This window comes from Exiguobacterium sp. s150 (assembly GCF_018618435.1).
In the GTDB taxonomy this organism is placed as follows: Bacteria; Bacillota; Bacilli; order Exiguobacteriales; family Exiguobacteriaceae; genus Exiguobacterium; species Exiguobacterium alkaliphilum.
This window is the reverse complement of record NZ_JACSMC010000028.1, coordinates 1-17,424: the sequence shown is the minus strand read 5'-3', so window position 1 is coordinate 17,424 and position 17,424 is coordinate 1. Positions and strand designations below refer to the sequence as shown.

Below are 17,424 nucleotides of genomic sequence, written 5' to 3'. Positions count from 1 at the left end.
ATGTAATAGGGGGGAGTGAGATGGATCAGCTTATCAAACAGTTGACTGACAAACGAGTGGATGTGATGTTTTCCGAAGAAGGAGGCAAGGCTTTACGAGAGCGATGGCGAAACGCCTTCCTGGAGGACGGACGGCAAGTGCGTCCCTTTCTTTGGGAACATCTTGTTGGGCGTTTTTTAGGGGGGGCAGCTGCAGAGGATGCGTTCAATCATGCGAAGACATGGAAGTGTTATCTATTTTTTGAATCTTCTCCGGATATAGTTGTACTGAATTTTAACCAATCTAAAAAGATGAACCGCAATGATTTTACGGTAAGGGACGGTGAGTACGCGGATGTATACATCGTGGATGAGCATATGACATGGACTTATGTTGTACCACACGAACAAGAGTATGGGCCTTACTTTATAAAACGTTTGGAGGAGTAAACAGAAATGACACGACCACTCACCTTGATTACCGGTGTCAGCCGCGATAAAGGCATCGGCGCGGCAATCGCCAGAAAGCTTGCGAAAGAAGGACACGACCTCTATCTCACGCACTGGACCCCGTTTGACGGGACGGACGGGGTCGGGGCAGAGCCAGATTTCATTCATCAGTTTATCGATGAGTTACAGACCTTAGGCGCACGTGTGGCCCATGAGGCGTACGATTTGGCGTCAGGTGACGCAGAAGGGCTGCTCGACCGGGTCGAGGCTACACTCGGTGTGCCGAGTCGTCTCATCAACAATGCGACGTTCGAGCGCCACGTAAACGTCGACTCATTTACGACCGAGACGCTGCGCACGCACTACCTCGTCAACAATGAGGGGACGCTCGGACTCACGTTCGCCTTCATCGAGCGATACAAACGAGCCGGGCTAAACGACGGACGAATCTTGTTCATGGTGTCGGGTGGACCGGACGCAAACAATCTCGCCTACATCGCGACGAAAGGGGCGCTCATCGCCATCACACCGGCACTCGCGAACGGGGTTGGGCGTTACGGCATTTCCGTTAACGCCCTCGACCCGGGACCGACCGACTCGGGATGGATTGATGACACGTTACACGATCATCTCGTCCCGTTTTTCCCACACGGTCGCGTCGGTAAGCCGGAAGATACGTCCCGCTTCGTCGCGTTCTTGATGGGACCGGACGGGGCATGGGTCAACGGTCAACATTTGCACGTCGACGGGGGCTTTACCGGACGATGAAAAAGCGCTTCTCCAGACGCATTGGAGAAGCGCTTTTTTCAGTGCCACGTATAGTCTTTGTCGACGAAAAGGCGACCGGCCACCTCTTCTTTTGGCATCGGTTTCGGGTCGGCATCGAGCCATGCGTAGTAATCACATGTGCACGCCTCATCAAGACGGAGCGAGTACCCGTTGTTAATCGTTTGGACCGAGATGCTCAAGTTGTAATCGGCGAGCGTCTTCTTCAAGCGATAGACGAGATTGTAGACGTTATGGAGCGCGCGCTGCGGCTCGTCAATCTCTGGGTAGAGTGTCTCAGCGATGAGCCATTTGTTGACGACCTTATCACGATGATAAATCAAGTAAGCGAACAACTCTTCGGTCTTTTGCGTCGGCCACTTGACGAGGTCGCCGTCCTGCGTGTTGACGGAGAAATGGTCGAGGCACTGAATCGTGCACGTCCGGTGCCGCTCTGATTGTAAAATCGACTCGTACCGCTTCATGACGCGCGGCATCAACGTGTGGATTTTATCTTCCGTAATCGGTTTCAACAAATAGTGGGTCGCCTGTAATTCGAACGCCTCGACCGCATACTGGCTATGCGCCGTCGTGAAGACGACTTGTGTCGTCTTCGGCAACTGTTTCGCAAAATCGACACCAGACATATGCGGCATCTCGATATCGAGAAACACAAGATCGACGTCTTGGTTGTTTAAAAAAGTGAGGGCTTCTTTCGGGTCGTGGAACGAGCCCATCCATTTCAAGTTCGGCTCCGTTTGGACGATGCGTTCCATCATCCGCAATAAGTGCTGTTCATCTTCAATCAAGATCGTGCGCATTCGGGACGTTCATCCTTTCTCGTTTCGGAAGGCGGATAAGGACGTTCGTGCCGACTCCGACTTCCGATTGTAGTGTGAATGTGGCATTCGGTACATAGGCGATGCGATTGCGGACGTTCGGGATGCCAATCCCGCTCGTCGGCATGGCCGTTCGTTTCGGGTCGAAGCCGACACCGTTGTCGGCGATGCGGACCTCAATCGCCGATCCGAGGTCTTGTACCGCTAACATGAGCCGTTTGTTGCCACCTTTTCTCATCAGACCGTGTCGTAGCGCATTCTCGACGAGCGGCTGGATGAGGAGCGGTGGTACTTCCACGTTGAATAGACTGTCATCGATGTCTTTGATGATGGTGAAGGCATCGTTGAATCGGGTCTGCTCGATGGACAGATACGAGTCGATCATCTCGAGTTCTTGCCCGAGTGTGATGTTCGAATCGGTCCGACCGTTCTCGAAGATGAAGCGGACGTATGTGCTCAAGTGGCTGAGCAGTCGTGCCGCCTCGTTCGGGGCCGTATAACAGAGCGCGATGACGTTCCCGAACGTGTTATAGAGAAAATGCGGTTTGATTTGCGCGTTAAAGAACGAGATTTCGCTCTGAGCGGCGAACGTCTGGACTTCTTGCTTTTGCCGCTTGTCGGTCGACAGGTGTAACGGCAACAACGTGAACATGAGCACGAAATAAATGAGCGATAAGATGCTCGTGTACGTGTCTTGGTTCGGATGTGGGATCAGAATATTGATCGTCTGTCCGATGTACCCAATAATCATCGCCAACGTGAAGATGAGGAACTCGAGCGGGTAGCCCGTCGATTTGCGCTCGAACAGCCAATTGATGTTGAGGCCGGTCCAAAAGAAGGCGATGAACAAGACGTAAATCCAGGCGGCGTAGTCGAACCAGCCATGCACCGCGTATGGGATGATGATGGCGACAGCACTTAAGACGTAGAGCGGGTATGTGGCGAGCCGCAAGAACCGTTCGTACGGGACACGTTCGAGCCGGATGGCGAACTCGATGAGCATACAGACGCTGAGCAAGACGGCGATGAGGCTGACTTTATGGGCGACGACATAAGCCATCACCGGGATGAATTCAAACACGATTTGGTCGCGGGTCAACAGTGACAAAGCGATCAAGAAAAAGAACCCCGCCCCGTATAAATAAATCGATTCTTTCCGGTGGAAGACAGAGACGATGGCGTAAAACAGGAAGATCAAGCAGGCGATCAACACGTTCACGAAGTCGTAGCTGAACAGTTCATTTTGCAGCGTCAGCATGTTGTTGATTGGACCGATTAACAGGCTGTCCTCGAGCCCGGTCGGCCGGTCGGTTGATCCGCTTACTTGCATCGTCAGGCGGAAGTCGGATGAGTTTGGGTCGAGCAGGACTAAATACGCCTGTCTGTCTCCTTGTTTGACGGAAGAATAGACAGGATCTGCCGGTTCACCATCGATGAGGATACGGACATGTGGATGGTTCTGTGGGACACGGAGTGCATATTGTCCGGGAGGTAACGCAACATCGACCTCATACGTCGCGGTGGCGTGGGGCGTGACATGGGGGACGTTACGATAAGATTGTCGGTCGACGGCGTCAAGCAGACTCGATTGGAAACGCCACGTTCCGTCGAGCCGGGTGATGTGTTCTGTCACTTGCGATTCGGTCAAATCGGCCGAACCCCGGGTGACGGTGGCCGTGCTGTCAATCGTCTGGCCGCGCGTGAGCACTAATCCGCTCGTGATGGCGACGAGAATGATGACGAGCATCAGCCCGATATGTTTACGGGTCATGGGCACATTCCCTTCAGACTTGTGAGTTTCTTGTGAGAAGACAACGGTATACTTATCACATTCCGTCAAAAGGCCGAGGCCTGTCTTGAACGGATGTGACGAATGTCACCTAATCGTACACGAAAACGTCCCGTTTGAATAGCGGGAGGCTTGAATAGAGGAGCAAACACTTAAAGGGAAGAAGGCGAACCATGAAACGTTGGATTGAAGCAAGAATCAGCCGTCAAGTGCTGACAATCTTTTATGTGCTCGTGGCCTTGATTACGTTCACGTCGCTAGGCACATATTTTTATACACAACAAGCGATTAAAGAGACGACCGTCGAACTCGAGCGCATCAGTGAACAGCGTTCGCGCGCGACGGACTTGTTCGAGACGTGGCAATCGATGCAATATGAGATGCGCGGTCACGTCCTGCTCGGGGAAGATGCGCTCTTGAACGAGGTGCGTAGCGCCCAAACGCGAATTGATGAACAAACGACGTGGTTCGAAGAGACGGCTGTCAATAAAGAAGAGCAGACGTTCGCCAAAGACGCGAGGCTTTTGTTCACGATATACACAACACGCGTCATGCCAGGGCTTGAGCGGTACGTCATTGCAAAAAACAACGGTGAGATTGATGAACCGTTCCTCCAGATGGCAACGGTCGGGCAGCTTATGCCGAAAAATGAAACGTCGAACCAGACGCGCTTCAAATTCAATTCGAAGAGTGCGGCCGACATGAGTGCAAGCATCGTCGACATGGAGTCGGTCTTCACAGATTATCGGGCCGACCTCGATTTCCAAGAGACGTCGCTCCGTGAAGCGTTGTCCGAGCAACTCGCGAAAGCGCAGTGGACGTGGCTTATGATTTTACTTGGAGCTGTATTTATCTTGTTCGTGAGTTTACAGCCGTACATCGTCCGTTTGACGAAACAACTGCAGGCGCTCATCACGAACAGTGAACGACTTTCCGTCGACCCACACGCGGCACTCATCCCGGTCGAACCACTCAAGAATGAGGTCGGTCAACTGTCAAGAGCGTTCAACGAGATGTCGAGTTCGCTCATCGGACAACACGATGCGCTTGAACGAGAGCGGGAGAAGACGGCCCGCATCTTACACACGATGCGTGATTCTATCGTGTTTGAAGAGCTGGGCACCGGTAAGATGTACGGTAACCAAGCGCTGTTCGATTTGTATGACCAGCCGGTCCCGTATGAACATCGTCAAAGCCTTTACCCAATCGAGACGTTCTATGAGCCGTTCATGAGCCATATCGACGACCGGGAGGGATTGCTCCGCTTTACAAATCGAGCTCGACGCGAGGGAATATTCGATGAGACGTTTACGTACTCGATGCAACAGGGTAGACGTATCGTACGGATGTACGCCGAACCGATTGAACTGAAGGACGAACGGTTCGGTTTGATGTTTGTCTCACGTGACGTCACAAAAGAGATTGAAATCGATCGCTTGAAGACGGAGCTTGTCGCCACCGTCTCGCACGAACTACGGACACCGCTCACCTCCATCCTCGGATTCACCGAACTGTTGGCCACGCGCCACGTCGACGAGGAGAAGCGGAAACGCTACTTGAATATGATCAATAGTGAGACGAAGCGCCTCGAGCGGCTCGTCACGGATTTACTTGACGTGCAGAAGATGGAAGCAGGCGCCGACCAACAAGATTTCAAAATCGAAAGTCTATATGAGATGTTGTCAGATGTGCTCGAGATACATGCCGGCTCGACGGAGCTGCACATGTTCCACTTTGACTGTGACGAGTCGCTTCAAATTTCCGGGAATCCGGCTCGCCTTCGTCAAGTGTTCTCGAATATCCTGAACAATGCGATTAAATATTCACCCGACGGTGGGAATATCACCGTCAACGTTGAATGCGATGACGACGTCATCCGGGTCGCCATCGAAGATGAAGGAATCGGCGTATCAGAAGAGGATGCCAAACGCTTGTTTGAGAAGTTTTACCGCGTACAAAGTGAAGCAAGCCGCAATATTGGAGGCACCGGCCTTGGGCTCGCCATTTGTAAAGAGATCGTCGAATCTCACGGTGGAACGATTTATGCAAAATCTGAATCGGGCAAAGGGACGACGATGGTCGTCGAATTGCCGATCGTCGAATCGTAAAACGAGTTCGTCTCTCAAGCGGAGACGAACTCGTTTTTGTATATCTCAGGCAAACCTAAGTTCGAATGATCGAACATTCACCTAGAATGGCTACGGCTACAATTTCTTGAACTTGTTCTAACGCTTCGACTGGACACGTCGTCGTTCGTTTCCACCGTCGGGCCCTCCAGTCGATTGACTTGGCTTGAATGACGTTAATGTAACCTTCTACTGGTAATCCATCGGGTATACGAACAAACAAAGGTCTTTCAGTATGGGTGATTGGGCAAACGATGCAAAATCCAGTTCGATTGAAATCATTTTGGCTAATCACAATCGCGAGGCGCCGTTTTTGAATTTCAGATCCCGCGCTTGGGTCAAAATCGATATAGCCAATCTCTCCGACGAGGGGTCGCTGTAATTTATTCAATGAAGATGACATATTTTTAGCTTCCTTCCAAAAGAAACGTGATGTGTTTACTCTGCTTCCTTGCCTACTTCTTCAAGGATGACCTCGTATAAATCTGCATACGTCTCTTCATTCACATCAGCAAATACGTTTTTCAGGATTTTTGGTTTTTCTAAAGGCGTAAGGATGATCGTTCCGTCATGATGTTGTTGAATGTAAAACTGATCTCCAATGTCCGCAGAAAGCGCCTTTGGTAACGTTACGCCTTTTGAACCGCCTACTTTTCTCACGACGACTTTAGAGCGGTCATTTGTAACTCGACGAGCCATGGCACGTTCCTCCTTCATGAAATACGATTATAAAATAATTATATCATATTATTTATTATCTACTACCGAACATAAATAAATCATAATTATTCTTCATCTTTTTTTCAAAAAACGGTGAATGATTCCTTCGTTTGGTACGATAAAGAAAGTAGAACACGTTTGAGGACGAAAGGAAGACGATCATGTTACGCGGACTATATACGGCGGCCGGTGCGATGAACGCGCTGCAACGCCAGCAAGAGATTTTAAGCAACAACCTCGGCAACGTGCGGACGCCTGGATTCAAGGCATCGAACGGGGTCGTTCGGTCATTTCCTGAGATGTTGCTCGCCCAAGTGAGCAACCCCGGCAACGGACGCTCACGGGTACAAGGTCAGGTTGGGACACTCTCGACCGGTGTGTATCTTCAAGAGACGATGCCGCGTTTCTCAGCCGGTAGCATCTCGGAAACAGGTAGCCCGACGGACGTCTATTTGAAGGCGCCGGCCGCATTCACCGGTGCCCCGATGTTCGCGGTCGAACAAAACGGTGAGACGCTTTACACGACGAACGGCCGTTTCGCAGTCGACGAGGAGCGATTCCTTCGTTCAGCTGACGGTGGATACGTCTTGTCGGACGCCGGCGCGCGAATCCAGCTGCCGTCGAGCGAGTTCACACTGTCTGCGGACGGACAAATCACGTCACTCGGGGAGAACGTGGCGACGCTCGGTGCCTATCAAGTCGATGACTTGGCGACGCTCGAGCAAGTCGGGAACGATTACCGCGTGAACGGGGATGCACCCGCACTCGCGCCGGTCACGTTCCAACAAGGGTTCATCGAGGAGGCGAACGTCAATCTCGACCAGACGATGGCCGACCTCATGATGACGTATCGTCAGTTCGAGGCGAATCAAAAGGTCGTCCAAGCGTATGACAAGAGTGCCGAGCGAGCCATCGAAATCGCTCGGGTTCGATAAGGAGGAAACGTATGCAGTCCATTTATAATTCGGTCAACTCGCTCACGCAGCTGCAACGTCAGCTCGACGTGACCGGCCATAACATCGCGAACGTCGACACGATTGGGTTCAAGCGCCAGCAAGGACACTTCGCGTCGCTCTTGTCACAGGCGTACAACAACCAGCCGCGTCCCGAGTTCGAAGTCGGGCGCGACACGCCGAACGGGATTCGCATCGGCGTCGGGGGGCATGTCGCCGATATCTCGCAACAGTTCAATATCGGACAGATTCGAGCGACCGAGCGCGGGCTCGACGTCTTCTTGAAGGCGAGCCGACAGTTCTTCGTCGTCGAGACGCCGAACGGTCCGGGCGTGACACGGGACGGCAACCTGCAACTGTCGGTCGGTGCCGAGACGACGCTCGTCGATGTGAACGGGAACGCGATACTCGGTGATGACGGCAACCGTATCACGATGCCGAACGAAGCGACGAACCATCGCGTCCGTCAAGACGGCGTCGTCGTCGCCAGCGTGAACGGGGTCGAACAACAGTTTGGACGTCTCGATATCGTCGAGGTCCGCAATACGGCGGAACTTCGCCCGATGGGGAACAACGTCTACTCGGCCGATTTTCAGACCGAGGTCGACCGTCCGCTCGGAAACCTCTTGATTGAAGGGACACTCGAGTCGTCGAACGTCGATTTGACGAGAGAGATGACCGATATGACGATCACCCAACGAGCTTATCAGATGAACTCACGGGCACTCTCGATGAGTGACCAGATGATGGGACTCGTCACGTCACTTCGCCCATAACGTAGGCCGCTTCTCCTCGGGGGGGCGGTTTTTGCGTTACACTTATGAGGAGGAGGGATGGCATGAAGATTGTCGTGGCAATGGATGCATTCAAAGGATCACTCACGAGCGTCGAGGCAAATGCGGCCGTGGCGCGAGCACTCGAAGAACATGACGTCGTGACCGTACCGATGTCGGACGGGGGTGAAGGGTTTCTCGATGCCTGGCTCGCGACGCATCCAGATGGAGACGTGATGACGCATGACGTCACGGCGCTCGACGGTAGGATGCGACGGGCACGCTTTGGCTGGTCCGAGTCATCACGAGACGCAGTCATCGAACTCGCCGAGGCGTCCGGGCTCACGCTCGTCGAGATGCGCGATCCATGGCGTTACAGTACGTACGGAACCGGACTGCAAATACGGGCGGCGCTCGAACTTGGGGCGAAGCACATCACGGTCGGGCTTGGCGGGAGTGCGACCATCGACGGGGGCAAAGGTCTGCTTGAGGCGCTCGGAGTCCGATTTTACGATCACGTTGGAAACGAACTCGGTACTTTCCCTCATCAACTCGAGCGTGTCGCATCCATCGATTGGTCGAACCTTATGCCGGAAGCGCGAGAAGTGGAATGGCGCATCGCCTCGGACGTGACGAATCCGCTACTTGGTGACGATGGGGCAGCCGTCGTGTTTGGCCCGCAAAAAGGGTTGACTAGACGAGACATCGGACGCTATGAGGCATATCTTGCCAAGTATGCCCGCTGTTTCACGCACGATATGACGACACGACCGGGTGCGGGTGCGGCAGGTGGAGTCGGGTTTGCCCTCTATCAGCTTGGGGCGACGTATAGGAGCGGAATCGAGGAAGTCGTAAGTTGGTCGAACTTTGAGATGCACGTACACGACGCCGACTGGCTTATCACGGGAGAAGGGACGTTTGATCAGCAGTCGCTGTATGGGAAAGCCCCGTATGGACTCGCTCAAATCGCCCACGCACACGGCGTTCCGACGCTCGTATTCACCGGACAGACGGAAGTGGTCGCCGTCCCGGACGTCGGCATCGAAGCGGTGTTCCCTATCGTTTCCCGGGTGATGACGCTCGAGGAGGCGATGTGTGAGGCGCCAACGCTGTTGACGAACGCCGTCGGTCGGGTCGTGCGGTTGCTCGACAAAAAAGCCTGACCCGTCATGGGTTCAGGCTTTTCGTCATGAGCGTTCTTTCAACAAATCACGAATCTCAGAGAGGAGTTGTTCCTCACGTGACAGTTCTGGTTCCGGCGTCTCTTCGACGGCTTTTTCTCGCTTCAAACGGTTGATTACTTTCACCATCATGAACAAGGCGAAGGCGATCAGTAAGAACGTGACGATCTCTTGAATGAAGTTGCCGTAAGCGACCTCGACGTCGAGCACGCTCATCGATAAGTCTGAGAAGTTGATGCCGCCAATCAAGATGCCGAGAAGTGGCATGAAGATGTCGTTGACGAGCGAGTTGACGATGGCCGTGAAGGCGGCCCCGAGAATGAAGGCGACGGCAAGGTCAACGATGTTGCCACGCATGGCGAACTCTTTAAACTCTTTCCACATAGAATAATACCTCCTCATAAATGAATACTCTCACGGTAGCATATCCTTCTATGAAAGCAACATCCTTTTTTCATTTCCCGTCTTTAGGACGGGGCGCTTGTTCGGGTTTTCTAGATACGTTACACTAAAAGAGAACTCATACAACGGTTTTATTACCTGGTACTAATATGTTATAATCAGATGAGCTGAAAGGATGAATGGACGTGGCGAACGAAGAACAAAAGGGCTCGGAGGAAAAAGAGTCGAAACAGCGGACAGAGCGGAAGCGTCTGTCGAACAACCGCCGTTTCCCAATCTTGCTGCGTGTCATCGTTGTCCTCATATTGGCTGTCGCGATGCTCGCGATTGGTGCCATTATCGGGTACAGCGTCATTGGCGGCGGCGAGTGGAGGGACGTGTTCAACATCGACACGTGGCGCCATATCACCGATTTTTGGCTAACCTCATAAGGGTGGTGGAACCATGTATACGATTGAACAGATTAAAGAAGTAATCCCACATCGGTATCCGTTCTTGCTCATCGACCGTATTCTTGAGGTCGAAGAAGGCAAGCGGGCCGTTGGACTAAAAAACGTGACGGCGAACGAAGAGTTCTTCAACGGACATTTTCCAGACTATAACGTCATGCCAGGCGTCTTGATTGTCGAGGCGCTCGCACAAGTCGGTGCATTCGCGATGCTCAAACAAGAAGCGAACCGTGGTAAGCTCGCTTTCTTCGCTGGAATCGACGGATGTCGCTTTAAACGTCAAGTCGTTCCAGGCGATCAATTGCGCCTTGAAGTCGAGATTTTGAAAGTGCGTGGCCCGATTGGAAAAGGCCGGGCCGTGGCGACTGTCGATGGAGAAGTCGCTTGTGAAGCGGAACTAACTTTCGCCCTGAAGTAAGGGGGGAGTAACATGCGCGTGTTGGCCATCGCTTTTGTGCTCGGCTTGATGATTGTCGTAGGTTGTCAGCAGATGCAAAGCGAACAAGCGACCGAGGAGAACATCGTCTACGAACAAAATGTCGATGAACAATTGATTGATAAGCGAGCCGGGCAGTCCGAGGCGATCGCCGTCTCTCTAGAACGCGCGAACAGCTCGACGATGTTGTTCACGATTCGCATGCTCGAAGACCGTCGTCTCGAACCGACGACGGTCATCAGTTACGAAGTCGATGGCAATCGTGTCCCGATCCCGTTCGGTGAACTGACGGCCGAGCGTGAAGGGGACGTCCGAACGTACGTGTATCAAGTCGATTTGAACCCGGACTTGTTCGTGCCAGAGACACTCCCGCTCTTCCATATCGCTGAAGAAGGGGAAACGGAAGTGTCGATCCCACTTGAAGTCGTGAATGCGACAAATGAATGAAGTGAAACGGATGATTTTCGACAAATCATCCGTTTTTGTATACGCCCCCATTGATTTTGCGACTCCGAGCCGACAGCTCAAGTTGTAAACAGGTTCATCTCAGACAGACCTCCCACGCGTCCGCTATAATGGGCGCAAGGGAGGTTTTTGCATGCAACGCGTCTCAAGTGAACTGACACAATTTCGCGGCAGTCATTATGATTTTGGCCGCTTTCAAGGGAACTATATAAAGCGAAGCAAACTGCTCGAAAACCGGACCGACCAATGGAAACTCCGGGTCCCACGTTTTGAGATTGACGAGCGCGAGGCAAAAGAGGCGTTCGACCGGTTCGCCCCGAAAATTTGGGAAGAACTGCTCGGGCTCCAAGATGAACTCGAATTGACTCTCGCCGATACGCTCTTACATTTCGGGCACTTCCGGGTGAACAACCCGGTCAGCGGCTGTTCGATTTTAACGGGCGACAATTTCCTCGTCCGCAATTACGACTATCATCCGATGACGTACGATGGTCGCTACAACGTGTTCCAGCCGGACGATGGTTACGCCGTCATCGGCCCCGTCTCGCGCGTCACCGGACGGATGGATGGCATGAACGAGAAAGGGCTCGCCATGGGTTATAACTTCATCAACCGTCGGCGTCCTGGTGACGGGTTCGTCTGTCAAATGATTGGCCGGATGATTCTCGAGACGTGCGCGACGGTCGAGGAGGCGGTCGACTTATTGAAAGAGATTCCGCACCGTGGCTCGTTCACATATGTCGTGCATGACAAGTCATCAAAGACGCGTGTCGTCGAGGCGACACCGCGCGACATTCAAGTCCGCGAGTCGAACATCTGCACGAACCACTTCGAGTTGTTGCAACATGAGAACCGCTACCATCTCGACGATTCGACGCGCCGGATGATGGAGATCAAGATGTATCAACATATCGTCCAAGACGCCGAGAGCGCGTTCCGGCTCATGAACGACTCGGACAAGGGTGTCTTCTCGGAGCTCTACAAGAGTTGGGCCGGCACAATCCATACGGCGGCCTATTTCCCGGAGACGCTCGAGACGTGGTTCGCCCTTGGCGGCGACCGCGATCCGGTCATCTTCGATTTCCAAAAGTGGCTCGACGGCGAGGACTTTGACTTTCACGCTCTCGACGGCGAGATTGCGACCGATATCGAGTTCGCCAACACGGTCCAATTGTGGCGCTGACTTCGGTCAGTGCCTTTTTAGTGAAAACGGGGAATAACGATAATAGGAGGGATTCATATGAAACGAATCGGAGTATTGGCCATCATCTTGAGTATGAGCATCGTGCTAGGTGGATGCGTGCCGGGCGACGGGACGTACACGACCGATCCGGCCGGTTTCTTTTGGGGCATTTGGCACGGCTGGATCGCACCGATTTCCTTGATTCTCGGGCTGTTCAACGACACGTATCGCGTCTATGAAGTGAACAACACCGGCTGGTTTTATGACTTAGGCTTTTATATCGCCATCATCAGTGGGTTCGGCGGGATCGCGGTCACCCGGAAGAGCCGGGGGTGACGTTAGACGGGTTTTCGTCCCGTCACGGCGACCGTATGATAGTCACGCGAGTCAGGCCCTCGGCGTTCTTGAACGTCAATGAACCCGAGCGCAGAAGCGGCGGGAATCAACTGTTCCCGCACGATGGATGCGATGCCGTCCCACGTCCCGTCACCTTTCCCGTCACAGTACGTGATGACGAACAACCCGCCCGGTGCGAGGACACATTCGATTTCGTCAAGCACCGCAGGCACGTCGTCCCAAAAGTAGAGGGTGTGAATGCTGAAGACGCGGTCGAACTGCACGTCCGGAAACGGGAGCGTCCCGAGATTGCCTTCGACGACATTGGCTCGCCCGGCTTGCACGTCCGTTCGATTTCGTCGGAGCGCCGAGCGGACGATGGTCGGGGAACGGTCGAGCCCGGTCACATGTACGTGATTATAGCCACGCAGCATCTGTGCCAGCGCGTCGCCGGCCCCGCAACCGACGTCGAGGATGCGGTCGTTTGGTTGAATCTGAAGTTGCTCAATCGTCCAATCGACTTCGACCCGGTGTTGCCTGACCATCTTCTCACCGATATACGTGCCGACGATGCCGCGTGGGTTCTCATATCGACTGTCAATCCATGTTTGGAGACGTTTTTGGACCATTGACTCAGTCCTCTCGTTAGATTTTTTTGTAAGTCGAGTGTAGCATAACTGAAAATCGCAAACTGGATGTTATGGGCAAGAAATCTAGAAAAATTGACCTCCAATTAAAAAGTTTCTTGATATTCCGGTTAAAACGAACTTAAAATGGATTAAGTGGTCATATTTAAGATTAAATGTTTATTTTTAATTATTTAGTTTGTTTTAATCGGAATTAAGGAATTGGTAGTAAAGGGGGATTAAATTATGAATCAAAATGAATTGAATCAATTGGTCGGTAGAAATATCAAGCTTTACATTGAAGCGACGGGAAAATCTCCGAAGTGGGTATATGAGCGAGCAGGTATGACGAAGTCGACCTATTACGACCTGTTAAAAGGGAGCGGCGATATCAATAAAAACGTCCAAAAAATAAACAGGTTGTTTCGAATCAACGAACCGTTTTATTTCTATAATGAACAGTTTGTGCCACCAAAAACAATCGAACAGATTGATTTAGAGTCCAATCTTATAAATGTTGCGGCTGCTAGCTATCATAAGAACGGAGATGAACATCGTCTTGATGAAACGATGAAAATGCTTGAAGATTTCATCTCGATGATTGATGTATTAGAACGATTGAGTCAAATAAACAAGGAGCGATCGTAATCTTATGATCAATCAGCAGAATCTGTTAGAAGTCATTACACAGAATAAACGATTGCTGCCAGAAGTAATCAGCAAAGTAGAGAACACGAAAGACAAAGGCTTGTCATTTCGTTTAAAGACCCACGAAGCCATCAAAAATGAGTTAATGAAACACGCGCATGTATTATTGTTTCCGAGCGAAGAGCAAAACTACGGAGGATTAGTCACATATCGAAACGGAAATTTTTATATTCACATTAATACGTCGCAACCAAGGGTTTACGAAAATTTTATGTGGGCTCATGAGTATTATCATTACATGTATGAACAAGAAGAAATTAAAAACAGTACCACGCAAACGTTTTTTGACGACTCTGTTTTAAATGAGAATGAAAGAAAAGCTAACTTATTTGCTGCAGAACTATTAATCAACAGCCATGTTTTGAAAGAGTCATATGAATCAATCAAAGAGCTTTATCCAGAGGACGACTATCGGTTGAACGTGATCCGTCTCATACCAATCTTTGAAGTGCCTTATAAATCGTTGGTCATAAAAATGACTCAAGATGGTGTAATTAATGAAACAGAGGGATTGAATGCAATCGATTATGACTATCGTAATCAACTGCCTAGTGATATCGACCATTCTTTATTCAACCCTACGCTTGCAATTAAACTGAACGAAATCAATCGTATGCTCCAACAACAACGAATCAATCCAATGCTTAGAGAAACGGATTTAGAAAGTCTTGAAACGGTTTATACGAAACACATGAAACGTCTTGTCGAGTTGCAGCAGGAGAAGTGGTGACTTTCGATGAGTGAACTGTATGATTCGTTAATCACTTCAATTAATCCTTTTATCGATAGAAGGTATGCCCCACCGACTTCTCTTCAACAAGCGTGTCTGTTCGACACCATGATTTTGACTCGATTAGCCAAAATCGCGCGAGAACACCCTGAAGATATGAATCTCTTTATCGACGAGTTGGTTGCAATCAATGCTGTTCTCTATATCCCGGAAACTATTCTTGCAGAAACGGCCGGAAATCAAGGTATGACGATGGAGCGATATCGCGATTTACACCAGCCTCTGTTCGAAAGACTGTCTGAGAATGTTCAAGTGCGCGTTCTTTCGTTTGAGATGATCTATGATATCTTAACAACCACAATGGATCAGTCAGCACAGGCATTTCTCAAGTTTCGATTATTGAATGTCTATTTGAACCAAACGAACAAAATGATTCAACATGAGGTTGAGAGGGCCGCTTCACCAGACGAAATCTTTCATGCGTTATCACAACAGAAAAAAGATTTAAGAGAAAGAGTATTACATCTATTAGCTTTTGTACTTTTAGAAGATGGGGTTCCTGATGTTCGTCTATTCAGCGATGAAGAAAAGGGTGTGTACAATGTGCGCCGTCTGCTCAGTGCTGATGAAAAAGTGTTCGCGTTGTTGCACATTCAGAATCAGCCAGCCTTTCTCGCAACGTATCAGCTAGAATCATTTGATTGTTTGTTATGTAGCATCTTGCATAAACAACGAGACGTTTGGGATGAAGAGGAAAAGGCAGTATTCTTGTCTAAGCATCGTGAAGGAAAACACCTCCATCGAAAAATTAGATTTTCGTATTCGGTTCGAGATGTGGATCAAAGACAACTTGATAATCAAGAACTCGTTCGTTTTGTATGTCGGAATGAAGAATTCAGAATCACGTTCTAACAGCATGCGTACAGAGTAGAGGTGGATATAAATGCGTTCCTTTTGGATTTTCGGCAATCAACTGTCACACGAGCTCGAATTGTTCAATCATATCGAAGACGATGATGTCATCGTCATGATCGAGGCGACATCACGGGCGATGTGGCGGACGTACCATAAACAAAAGCTCGTCCTCGTCTTCTCGGCGATGCGTCACTTTGCGGACGAATTACGCGATAAAGGCTTCACCGTCGACTATCACGAGGCCGACTCGTTCCAAGACGCATGGGACGACCACTTCAAACGATACGACCCGGCAGAGATCCATTACACGGCCGTCACCGACGCCGCGATGGAGAAGAAGTTGAAGCAGTTCGGGAAGAAGCATACGCTCGTCGAACACACAGACGTGCCGCTCTTCTATTTGACGAAGGAAGAGGCCATCGACACGATTGGCAGTGAGCCGTGGCGGATGGACCGCTTTTACCGCCAGATGCGCAAACGCTTTGACGTACTGCTCGAGGATGGGAAACCCCGGGGCGGGAAATGGTCGTTCGATGCGGATAACCGCAAACCCCCGAAAGCCGGGCTGACGTTCCCAGCACCGATTCATTTCCGCCCGGACGCCGTCACGAAAGACGTGATCAAAAAAGTCGAGCGCGATTTTAAGGACAACCCGGGGGACATCACGCCGTTCGTCTGGCCGGTGACGCGCAGTGAGGCCCGACGTGCGTTGAAGCGTTTCATCGAGGAACGTCTCGAGACGTTCGGTCCGTATCAGGACGCGATGCTGGCGGACAATCAAGAGATGTCGCACAGCCTGTTGTCAGCAGCCATCAATATCGGACTCCTAACACCGCACGAAGTCGTCGAGGCCGCGTGCGCGTCGGACGCGCCGCTCGCCTCAATCGAAGGGTTCGTCCGACAAATCCTTGGCTGGCGGGAGTACATGCGGGCCGTCTATGTGACGTCGATGCCCGGTTACGAGTCGGTCAACACGTTCAAGCACGAACGCGACTTGCCCGACTCGTTCTGGGACGCGAAGACGGACATGCACTGTATCCATCAAAGCGTGAAGCCGGTCATCAAGCGGGCCCATAACCACCACATCCAACGGCTCATGGTGCTCGGCAACTTCGCGACGCTGTTCGAGATTTCACCACAACAGACGAGTGACTGGTTCAATGAGATGTATATCGACGCTTACGACTGGGTCGTCTTGCCGAACGTGCTCGGAATGGCGCTCCACGCGGACGGCGGCAAGCTTGCGACGAAACCGTATATCGCCTCGGGCAAGTATATCGATCGGATGAGCGACTACTGTAAAGGCTGCAAATATAACCCGAAACACACGACCGAGGAAGACGCCTGTCCGTTCAACGCCCTGTATTGGCACTTCATCGACAAACATCAGGATCGCTTCAAGGACAACCAACGGATGAAGATGATGCTCCGGAACTGGCAAGGCCGTGATGACGACGTCAAAGCCGACATTTTGGCGAAGGCGAGACAGACGCTTAAAGATAAAGATTCCTTTTGACACTCCCACAGCTAAAGCAGTGGGATTCTGAAGTGCTTGTGCGAGCGCAGTCCATTTCTGTTTTGCTCAAGCCTTCAGATGAGG

General features: G+C 51.4%; 21 protein-coding genes. 15 read left to right on the top strand and 6 right to left on the bottom strand.

Going from position 1 to position 17,424, the window contains the following annotated elements:
• The first annotated feature begins 20 nt into the window (after positions 1 to 20).
• Together KNP76_RS12225 and KNP76_RS12220 are read left to right on the top strand one after the other, a co-directional pair.
• Positions 21 to 428 (top strand): DUF4275 family protein, encoded by a 408-nt coding sequence (locus tag KNP76_RS12225; RefSeq protein WP_214844696.1) that lies wholly within the window; start codon positions 21 to 23, stop codon positions 426 to 428.
• A 6-nt stretch (positions 429 to 434) separates the two neighbouring features.
• A complete protein-coding gene (locus KNP76_RS12220; RefSeq protein WP_214844695.1) occupies positions 435 to 1,196 on the top strand; it encodes an SDR family oxidoreductase in 762 nt (253 codons plus the stop codon).
• A gap of 38 nt (positions 1,197 to 1,234) precedes the next feature.
• Here KNP76_RS12220 and KNP76_RS12215 read toward each other — a convergent pair whose 3' ends face one another.
• Together KNP76_RS12215 and KNP76_RS12210 are read right to left on the bottom strand one after the other, a co-directional pair.
• Entirely contained in the window at positions 1,235 to 2,014 is a 780-nt protein-coding gene (locus KNP76_RS12215) for a response regulator (protein WP_214844694.1), read from the bottom strand.
• Positions 1,995 to 3,803, bottom strand: a complete 1,809-nt coding sequence (locus KNP76_RS12210) for a sensor histidine kinase (protein WP_214844693.1) — start codon at positions 3,801 to 3,803, stop codon at positions 1,995 to 1,997. The genes KNP76_RS12215 and KNP76_RS12210 overlap by 20 nt, the downstream gene beginning before the upstream one ends.
• A 191-nt stretch (positions 3,804 to 3,994) precedes the next feature.
• Between KNP76_RS12210 and KNP76_RS12205 the strand changes: the two genes are divergently transcribed.
• Positions 3,995 to 5,929, top strand: coding sequence for a sensor histidine kinase (locus tag KNP76_RS12205; protein ID WP_214844692.1), 1,935 nt, complete (start codon positions 3,995 to 3,997; stop codon positions 5,927 to 5,929).
• A 55-nt stretch (positions 5,930 to 5,984) separates the two neighbouring features.
• Here KNP76_RS12205 and KNP76_RS12200 read toward each other — a convergent pair whose 3' ends face one another.
• Entirely contained in the window at positions 5,985 to 6,350 is a 366-nt protein-coding gene (locus KNP76_RS12200) for a type II toxin-antitoxin system PemK/MazF family toxin (RefSeq protein WP_214844691.1), read from the bottom strand.
• Positions 6,351 to 6,385: 35 nt separating this feature from the next.
• Positions 6,386 to 6,646: an AbrB/MazE/SpoVT family DNA-binding domain-containing protein gene (locus tag KNP76_RS12195; RefSeq protein WP_029334276.1), complete on the bottom strand. Its 261-nt coding sequence runs from the start codon at positions 6,644 to 6,646 to the stop codon at positions 6,386 to 6,388.
• A gap of 182 nt (positions 6,647 to 6,828) precedes the next feature.
• On the opposite strand from KNP76_RS12195, the gene KNP76_RS12190 reads away from it, so the two are divergent.
• From KNP76_RS12190 to KNP76_RS12180, 3 genes are all read left to right on the top strand, one after another.
• Positions 6,829 to 7,602 (top strand): flagellar hook-basal body protein, encoded by a 774-nt coding sequence (locus tag KNP76_RS12190; RefSeq protein WP_214844690.1) that lies wholly within the window; start codon positions 6,829 to 6,831, stop codon positions 7,600 to 7,602.
• A gap of 11 nt (positions 7,603 to 7,613) precedes the next feature.
• Positions 7,614 to 8,396 (top strand): flagellar hook-basal body protein, encoded by a 783-nt coding sequence (locus KNP76_RS12185; RefSeq protein WP_214844689.1) that lies wholly within the window; start codon positions 7,614 to 7,616, stop codon positions 8,394 to 8,396.
• Between the two features lie 62 nt (positions 8,397 to 8,458).
• Positions 8,459 to 9,556: a glycerate kinase family protein gene (locus tag KNP76_RS12180; protein ID WP_251137475.1), complete on the top strand. Its 1,098-nt coding sequence runs from the start codon at positions 8,459 to 8,461 to the stop codon at positions 9,554 to 9,556.
• A 24-nt stretch (positions 9,557 to 9,580) separates the two neighbouring features.
• Here the strand turns inward: KNP76_RS12180 and mscL are convergent, their stop codons facing one another.
• The gene (gene mscL, locus KNP76_RS12175) at positions 9,581 to 9,958 is read right to left on the bottom strand and encodes a large conductance mechanosensitive channel protein MscL (protein ID WP_214835863.1); all 378 of its coding nucleotides are present in this window, start codon (positions 9,956 to 9,958) and stop codon (positions 9,581 to 9,583) included.
• Positions 9,959 to 10,155: 197 nt separating this feature from the next.
• On the opposite strand from mscL, the gene KNP76_RS12170 reads away from it, so the two are divergent.
• The 5 genes from KNP76_RS12170 (at position 10,156) to KNP76_RS12150 (ending at position 12,845) form a co-directional block, all read left to right on the top strand.
• Positions 10,156 to 10,407, top strand: a complete 252-nt coding sequence (locus tag KNP76_RS12170; RefSeq protein WP_034807313.1) for a DNA-directed RNA polymerase subunit beta — start codon at positions 10,156 to 10,158, stop codon at positions 10,405 to 10,407.
• 13 nt (positions 10,408 to 10,420) lie between these two features.
• Positions 10,421 to 10,843 carry a 3-hydroxyacyl-ACP dehydratase FabZ gene (fabZ, locus tag KNP76_RS12165; RefSeq protein ID WP_214835866.1) on the top strand — a complete coding sequence of 141 codons (423 nt, stop codon included), beginning with the start codon at positions 10,421 to 10,423 and terminating at the stop codon, positions 10,841 to 10,843.
• Positions 10,844 to 10,855: 12 nt separating this feature from the next.
• Entirely contained in the window at positions 10,856 to 11,308 is a 453-nt protein-coding gene (locus KNP76_RS12160) for a hypothetical protein (protein WP_214844688.1), read from the top strand.
• A 151-nt stretch (positions 11,309 to 11,459) separates the two neighbouring features.
• On the top strand, positions 11,460 to 12,509 hold the full coding sequence (locus KNP76_RS12155; RefSeq protein WP_034814543.1) for a C45 family autoproteolytic acyltransferase/hydrolase: 1,050 nt from the start codon (positions 11,460 to 11,462) through the stop codon (positions 12,507 to 12,509).
• Positions 12,510 to 12,566: 57 nt separating this feature from the next.
• Positions 12,567 to 12,845: a hypothetical protein gene (locus tag KNP76_RS12150; RefSeq protein ID WP_214844687.1), complete on the top strand. Its 279-nt coding sequence runs from the start codon at positions 12,567 to 12,569 to the stop codon at positions 12,843 to 12,845.
• 2 nt (positions 12,846 to 12,847) lie between these two features.
• Here the strand turns inward: KNP76_RS12150 and KNP76_RS12145 are convergent, their stop codons facing one another.
• Positions 12,848 to 13,474: a class I SAM-dependent methyltransferase gene (locus KNP76_RS12145; RefSeq protein ID WP_214844686.1), complete on the bottom strand. Its 627-nt coding sequence runs from the start codon at positions 13,472 to 13,474 to the stop codon at positions 12,848 to 12,850.
• A 243-nt stretch (positions 13,475 to 13,717) separates the two neighbouring features.
• Here KNP76_RS12145 and KNP76_RS12140 point away from each other — a divergent pair, with 243 nt between their 5' ends.
• The 4 genes from KNP76_RS12140 to KNP76_RS12125 are packed head-to-tail and all read left to right on the top strand — an operon-like array spanning position 13,718 to position 17,340.
• Positions 13,718 to 14,119: a hypothetical protein gene (locus tag KNP76_RS12140; protein WP_211780471.1), complete on the top strand. Its 402-nt coding sequence runs from the start codon at positions 13,718 to 13,720 to the stop codon at positions 14,117 to 14,119.
• A 4-nt stretch (positions 14,120 to 14,123) separates the two neighbouring features.
• Positions 14,124 to 14,909, top strand: a complete 786-nt coding sequence (locus KNP76_RS12135; protein ID WP_214844685.1) for an ImmA/IrrE family metallo-endopeptidase — start codon at positions 14,124 to 14,126, stop codon at positions 14,907 to 14,909.
• Positions 14,910 to 14,915: 6 nt separating this feature from the next.
• Positions 14,916 to 15,821 (top strand): hypothetical protein, encoded by a 906-nt coding sequence (locus KNP76_RS12130; protein ID WP_214844684.1) that lies wholly within the window; start codon positions 14,916 to 14,918, stop codon positions 15,819 to 15,821.
• Positions 15,822 to 15,852: 31 nt separating this feature from the next.
• On the top strand, positions 15,853 to 17,340 hold the full coding sequence (locus tag KNP76_RS12125; RefSeq protein WP_214844683.1) for a cryptochrome/photolyase family protein: 1,488 nt from the start codon (positions 15,853 to 15,855) through the stop codon (positions 17,338 to 17,340).
• Positions 17,341 to 17,424: the final 84 nt, after the last annotated feature.

Excerpts from the sequence above, each read along its gene's own strand:
- KNP76_RS12180 (WP_251137475.1), top strand. The coding sequence starts at position 8,459 with ATGAAGATTGTCGTGGCAATGGATGCATTCAAAGGATCACTCACGAGC.
- KNP76_RS12205 (WP_214844692.1), top strand. The coding sequence starts at position 3,995 with ATGAAACGTTGGATTGAAGCAAGAATCAGCCGTCAAGTGCTGACAATC.
- KNP76_RS12125 (WP_214844683.1), top strand. The coding sequence starts at position 15,853 with ATGCGTTCCTTTTGGATTTTCGGCAATCAACTGTCACACGAGCTCGAA.
- KNP76_RS12170 (WP_034807313.1), top strand. The coding sequence starts at position 10,156 with ATGGACGTGGCGAACGAAGAACAAAAGGGCTCGGAGGAAAAAGAGTCG.
- KNP76_RS12225 (WP_214844696.1), top strand. The coding sequence starts at position 21 with ATGGATCAGCTTATCAAACAGTTGACTGACAAACGAGTGGATGTGATG.
- KNP76_RS12195 (WP_029334276.1), bottom strand. The coding sequence starts at position 6,646 with ATGGCTCGTCGAGTTACAAATGACCGCTCTAAAGTCGTCGTGAGAAAA.
- mscL (WP_214835863.1), bottom strand. The coding sequence starts at position 9,958 with ATGTGGAAAGAGTTTAAAGAGTTCGCCATGCGTGGCAACATCGTTGAC.
- KNP76_RS12135 (WP_214844685.1), top strand. The coding sequence starts at position 14,124 with ATGATCAATCAGCAGAATCTGTTAGAAGTCATTACACAGAATAAACGA.
- KNP76_RS12190 (WP_214844690.1), top strand. The coding sequence starts at position 6,829 with ATGTTACGCGGACTATATACGGCGGCCGGTGCGATGAACGCGCTGCAA.
- KNP76_RS12145 (WP_214844686.1), bottom strand. The coding sequence starts at position 13,474 with ATGGTCCAAAAACGTCTCCAAACATGGATTGACAGTCGATATGAGAAC.
- KNP76_RS12210 (WP_214844693.1), bottom strand. The coding sequence starts at position 3,803 with ATGACCCGTAAACATATCGGGCTGATGCTCGTCATCATTCTCGTCGCC.
- fabZ (WP_214835866.1), top strand. The coding sequence starts at position 10,421 with ATGTATACGATTGAACAGATTAAAGAAGTAATCCCACATCGGTATCCG.
- KNP76_RS12130 (WP_214844684.1), top strand. The coding sequence starts at position 14,916 with ATGAGTGAACTGTATGATTCGTTAATCACTTCAATTAATCCTTTTATC.
- KNP76_RS12185 (WP_214844689.1), top strand. The coding sequence starts at position 7,614 with ATGCAGTCCATTTATAATTCGGTCAACTCGCTCACGCAGCTGCAACGT.
- KNP76_RS12220 (WP_214844695.1), top strand. The coding sequence starts at position 435 with ATGACACGACCACTCACCTTGATTACCGGTGTCAGCCGCGATAAAGGC.
- KNP76_RS12155 (WP_034814543.1), top strand. The coding sequence starts at position 11,460 with ATGCAACGCGTCTCAAGTGAACTGACACAATTTCGCGGCAGTCATTAT.
- KNP76_RS12215 (WP_214844694.1), bottom strand. The coding sequence starts at position 2,014 with ATGCGCACGATCTTGATTGAAGATGAACAGCACTTATTGCGGATGATG.
- KNP76_RS12150 (WP_214844687.1), top strand. The coding sequence starts at position 12,567 with ATGAAACGAATCGGAGTATTGGCCATCATCTTGAGTATGAGCATCGTG.
- KNP76_RS12140 (WP_211780471.1), top strand. The coding sequence starts at position 13,718 with ATGAATCAAAATGAATTGAATCAATTGGTCGGTAGAAATATCAAGCTT.
- KNP76_RS12160 (WP_214844688.1), top strand. The coding sequence starts at position 10,856 with ATGCGCGTGTTGGCCATCGCTTTTGTGCTCGGCTTGATGATTGTCGTA.
- KNP76_RS12200 (WP_214844691.1), bottom strand. The coding sequence starts at position 6,350 with ATGTCATCTTCATTGAATAAATTACAGCGACCCCTCGTCGGAGAGATT.